5 protein-coding genes are annotated in these 5,389 nt (G+C 47.7%); 3 read left to right on the top strand and 2 right to left on the bottom strand.

Annotation, left to right across the window (positions count from 1 at the left end):
- Nucleotides 1–76: 76 nt before the first annotated feature.
- Complete coding sequence (locus QZL69_RS07225) at nt 77–718, bottom strand: C1 family peptidase (RefSeq protein ID WP_022214550.1); 642 nt, start codon at nt 716–718, stop codon at nt 77–79.
- Nucleotides 719–901: 183 nt separating this feature from the next.
- Entirely contained in the window at nt 902–1,345 is a 444-nt protein-coding gene (locus QZL69_RS07220; RefSeq protein WP_022214549.1) for an RbsD/FucU family protein, read from the bottom strand.
- 301 nt (nt 1,346–1,646) lie between these two features.
- On the opposite strand from QZL69_RS07220, the gene QZL69_RS07215 reads away from it, so the two are divergent.
- The 3 genes from QZL69_RS07215 to xylB all read left to right on the top strand — a co-directional run bounded on the left by QZL69_RS07215 (nt 1,647) and on the right by xylB (nt 5,164).
- Nucleotides 1,647–2,498, top strand: coding sequence for a class II fructose-bisphosphate aldolase (locus tag QZL69_RS07215; RefSeq protein ID WP_022214548.1), 852 nt, complete (start codon nt 1,647–1,649; stop codon nt 2,496–2,498).
- A 24-nt stretch (nt 2,499–2,522) separates the two neighbouring features.
- Nucleotides 2,523–3,545, top strand: coding sequence for a LacI family DNA-binding transcriptional regulator (locus QZL69_RS07210; RefSeq protein ID WP_022214547.1), 1,023 nt, complete (start codon nt 2,523–2,525; stop codon nt 3,543–3,545).
- Between the two features lie 104 nt (nt 3,546–3,649).
- Entirely contained in the window at nt 3,650–5,164 is a 1,515-nt protein-coding gene (gene xylB / locus QZL69_RS07205; RefSeq protein WP_022214546.1) for a xylulokinase, read from the top strand.
- Nucleotides 5,165–5,389: the final 225 nt, after the last annotated feature.

Below are 5,389 nucleotides of genomic sequence, written 5' to 3'. Positions count from 1 at the left end.
TGAGAGTTGTCCGTGGGAAGCGGAACCTGATCTTCTGTAGCCATGCCGGACCAGGTACTCAGGAAAAAGGAAGCGATCATGCCATTTCCACCGTTATGATAATTGGTCTGGTGGATAAAATGGTCATCTGGGGTGTTTCCGCTGTGGAGAGCAGACTGAAAGCCCAGCAGATGCCAAAAGGGTTCTGGTTTTTGACGGAAGTTATGAGGTTCTGTTCTCTGGAATCGTAACTTTCAGGAAAAATATCGCAGAGAGAGACCGAAAAATCACTGTTTACCTCTTCTTCTGGGGTAAAGGTGGTCAGAGTCTGCATCGGCGCGAGCTGTGCCTGTCGTTCCTCTTCTGTCATAGGACGGCCGAGAATGTAATCCAGGTTTTCGGCTGTTTCGTCGGAATCTCCGGATGTGAACGTATCCTCATCTTCTGTCTGAGAGGAAGCAGGGGATTCGTTTTCAATGGAAGTGCCAGAGGAATCCTGTGAAATATCCGGGATGTCTGTGTCAGGCGCTGCTTCAGCAGAAGCGTCTGTGTTTTCGTCTATATCTTCCAGACTGATGTCTGTATCCGAAGAAGTCACCTCTTCGTCAGAAGAAATAAAGTCAATATCAGTGGACTGTGCAGAAACAGTCTGAACGGCAGGAGTGAAACTTCCTGCCAGAACAGCGGCAGAGAGAATCACAGAAAGACTGCGCAGGAATCGGGGTGTTTTTTTCCTCATTAAAAATCCTCCTGTTAACTTGACAGATCAGGAAAGTGCCTGACTGCATTTTTTAACGAATCAAGTAAGTCCCCTACAGGGTTGCGAAGAGCAATGTGGGGACTTGCATATAATTATCATAACATGAAAAAATGCCCCGGACAATAAAGTCCGGAGCATTTCAGAAGAAAAGATGGCCGATGATTAATTGTTGATGACAACACCTTTCTGCAGCATAACGTTTGCATACAGAGCTTTTTCACTTGTGGAGATGATGCAGTAAGCTGTTTTGGCTTCGTCATAGAATGCAAAACGCTCGATGTTTCCTACAACTGCGTCTCCTCTGTCATCGTATTTGCGGATGATTTCTTTGTAGGTATCCCAGATCGGTGTCTCTACATCATCACCAGGCATAACTTCCATAAGGTTTACAGGATGCTCTACATAAGTATCCAGCGGGAAAACTTTGAGAATAGCTTCCAGAATTTCCGGTACACCGTGTCCGTCGCAGCGGATGGTGATCGCATTCTTGCCCATGGATTCAACCGGGAAGTTGCCGTCTGCGATTACAAGACGGTCGCTGTGTCCCATTTCGCATAATACTTTTAATAATTCTGGTGATAAGATTTCAGGAATTCCTTTTAACATATCTGTACCCTCCGTTTTTTCTATAAAATAGGGTGTCCGGATCTGCATGAGCAGACAGGGACGCTTCTTTTTATCACTATCTTAGAATTTACCTGCATTTGAATGGTTTGACAAGGTAATATTTTCCTGTAAAAGATGAATATTTTACGGTTGACAGAAAGCCGTTACAGAGGTATGATGAAGTCAAACGGAAACGTTTCGGTTTTCGCGGTAACAGGCATTTATATAGCTGTGAGGATACTGAACGGTTATGAAGTTACTATAAAAATATCATACATATAATGATGAGGAGGAAAACATCATGGCACTTGTTACATCAAAAGAAATGCTGTTAAAAGCTCAGGAAGGCGGTTACGCAGTAGGTGCATTTAACGCCGAGAACATGGAAATGGTCAAAGCGATCATCCAGGCAGCAGAGGAACTCAAAGCACCGGTAATGATCCAGACAACTCCGTCCACGATCAAATACGGCACCGTAGAAACTTACGCAGCGATCGTTGCAGCAGAAGCAAAGAAAGCATCTGTTCCGGTATGCCTCCATCTGGATCACGGCAGCAGCTTTGAACTGGCTATGCAGGCAATGCATGCAGGATACACTTCTGTTATGATCGACGGATCCAAACTGGATTTCGAGGCAAACATTGCAGAAACCAAACGTGTGGCTGATGTAGCAAAAGCACTGGACATCCCTTGCGAAGCAGAGCTTGGCAAAGTCGGCGGCAAGGAAGACGACCTTGAGGCAGAGGCAGACACCAACACAGATCCGCAGGAAGCGAAAGAATTCGTAGAGCGTACAGGAGTTACCTCTCTGGCTGTTGCAATCGGAACTGCACATGGCTTTTATGTAGGAACACCGGTTCTTGACAAAGAGCGTCTCAGCGAGATCAGAGAAGTTGTTGATATCCCGCTTGTTCTTCACGGAGCATCAGGACTCAGTGATGAGGATGTTATGGACTGTGTAAAACGTGGTATCTGCAAGGTAAACTTTGCAACAGAGCTTCGTGCAGCATACTCCAAAGCAGTCAAAGAACTTCTTGCAGAAAAACCGGATACCATTGATCCGAAAGCATATGGCAAAACAGCAATCCAGGCAGTCAAAGAACTTGTTATGGCAAGAATGAAAGTCTGCGGATGTGACGGCAAAGCAGAATAAGTAACGAAAAGGCAGTGAGTCAGAATGGCAGCGACGATGAAAGATATTGCCAGACGGACAGGTCTTGGTCTGGCTACGATTTCTTCTTATTTTAATGGCGGGAATGTCAGGGAAAAAAACAGAATAAAGATTGAAGAAGCCATTGAGGAGCTTCACTATGAAGTCAATGAGGTTGCCAGAGGACTGAAGACCAATGCGACCAAAACCATCGGCGTTGTGATTCCGGAACTGAACAATACGTTCTGTGCCGAGATCATCACGGGAATGGAGGATGTTCTACGGAGCCACGGTTATGCAACGATCGTATGTGACTGCCGGACTGATAAGAAACTGGAATGTGAAGCGGTGGAATTCCTGATCCGCAGGCGTGTGGATGGAATCATCAATATGCCAGTAGATGAAGAGGGAAATCATCTCAGGAAGTTCCAGAAGACAGGGAAGCCTATTGTTCTGATCGACCGTAAGATACAGGGGATTTCCTGCGACAGTGTTCTGGTTGATAATCGGAAAGCGGCAGAGGATGCAGTGCAGTGCTTCATAAAAAAAAGTCACAGAAACATTGGAATTATTGGTGGACCGGAGGGGATTTTTACAGCACAGGAGCGTCTGGCAGGATATTCCAAAGCGTTGAATGAGGCAGGAATACCGATTCGGGATTCCCTGATCTTTCATGGAGATTACACGATCCAGGGAGGGGTCCGCGGACTGGAGAAGCTGGTTCGGGACAATCCGGATATGACTGCTGTTTTTGTTACGAACTACGAGATGACAATGGGGGCGATGATTGGAGTAAATGAACTGGGTATCCAGATTCCACAGCAGCTGTCCCTGATTGGATTTGACAATCTTCAGTTTGCACGTGCATGTAACCCGAAACTTACGATTGTGTCTCAGCCAACGGACGGAATTGCCAGAGAGGTAGCCAGGATCATGCTGGAACATCTTGAGAACGGAAAGCAGGAAGGCGAAGAAAGCTTTTCTGAAAAACTCCGGACAGAGATCATTGAGGGAAAATCCGTAAGCTTTCTGAACGGAAAGCTGCCGTGAATGGAGTGAACAGCAACAACTGGAACAGACTGCCGGAATGTGGCAGCAATTTATAGAAGGAATCGCTACTGTTTACAGGTAGTGGAGAAATGGGAGCAGCAGAAATGACAAAATCATATTTACTTGGAATTGATATCGGGACAAGTGCCTGCAAGGTTGCTGTATTTGACAGAAATGGACAAGTCCTGGCAGCGGCAAACGGCGACTATCCAGTATACTATCCACAGGAAGGCTGGGCAGAGCAGAATCCGGAAGAATGGTGGAGCGCAGTCTGCAAGGCAACAAAAGAAACTATTCAGAAAGCAGGGATTGCGTCGGAGGAGATTGCCGGAGTTGGAATCGATGGTCAGAGCTGGTCAGCAATCGCCATTGACAAAGAGGGTAAAGTCCTTACCAACACACCAATCTGGATGGACACCAGAGCACAGTCCATCTGCGACCGCCTGAACGAAGAAATCGGCGCAGACAAGATCTTTGAAGTGGCAGGAAATTCACTCCAGCCATCCTATACAACAGCAAAAATCATCTGGTACAAAGAAAATCTGCCGGAAGTTTATGCAAATATCTACAAGATCCTTCAGTCCAACAGCTACATCGCATTCAAGCTGACAGACGCCATCACCCAGGATGTATCACAGGGTTACGGTCTCCACTGTTTCGACATGCGCAAAGGCTGCTGGGACGAAGAAATGTGTGAGCGTCTTGGAATCCCGATGAATTTCCTTCCGGAGATCTGCAACTGTGACCACGTAGTCGGCACGGTTACTGCCAAAGCTGCACAGGAGTGCGGACTTGCAGAAGGCACACCGGTTGTAGCCGGAGGTCTCGATGCAGCGTGCGGAACCCTAGGTGCAGGAGTCATCCACCCGGGCGAAACCCAGGAACAGGGCGGACAGGCAGGCGGAATGAGCATCTGCATGGACGAATACAAAGCCGATCCAAGACTGATCCTCGGCTACCACGTCATCCCGGACAAATGGCTTCTCCAGGGAGGAACCACCGGAGGCGGCGGAGTCATGCGCTGGTTCGAACACGAATTCGCAGACTACGAACGAATGATGAAAGAACAGACAGGAGAATCTTCCCTGAATCAGCTAAACGAGATCGCCGAAAAAGTATCTCCAGGCTGTGACGGAATGGTCTTCCTCCCATACATGTCCGGCGAACGTTCTCCGATCTGGAATCCATACGCCAAAGGTGTCTTCTACGGCCTTGACTTCGCCAAAACCAAAGGTCACATGGTCCGTGCCTGCATGGAAGGCGTAGCCCTTTCCCTCAGACACAACCTAGAAATTGCCGAAGAAGCCGGAGCCAAAGTTGAAGTCCTCAGAGCCATGGGCGGCTCCGCCAACTCCCACCTCTGGACCCAGATCAAGGCAGACATCACAGGCAAACCAATCGTAGTCCCAGCCTCCGACACAGCCACAACCCTGGGAGCAGCCCTCCTCGCCGGAGTAGGAACAGGCTTCTACAAAGACTACGACGAAGCCGTAACCCTGACCGTAAAAGAAACACGTCACCACGAGCCAGATTCGGACAACAAAACAGTTTACGACCAGACCTACCAAACCTACCTGGATCTCTACAAATCCCTGGCCCACCTGATGATCAAACACTAAGAGTTTGTATCCACTTGAGGATACAGATTTATATAATAACCAGCAATATTGTTCCCTTAAGGACAACGTTCCTCACAGGAACATCATAATATACAACATTCGACAGTATGTCCCCACACAGGACACTCTACCAACATAAATAACCAGGAGAGAACACCCCCACCAAAACATAGAACTATCAATAACGTAGCTCATGTTTCAGGAAAAAGCGCAGGGGGTGCCCGA

The sequence above is a fragment of the Blautia sp. CAG:237 genome (genome assembly GCF_000436615.1).
GTDB lineage: Bacteria > Bacillota > Clostridia > Lachnospirales > Lachnospiraceae > Blautia_A > Blautia_A intestinihominis.
This window is presented reverse-complemented; position numbering and strand designations above follow the sequence as displayed.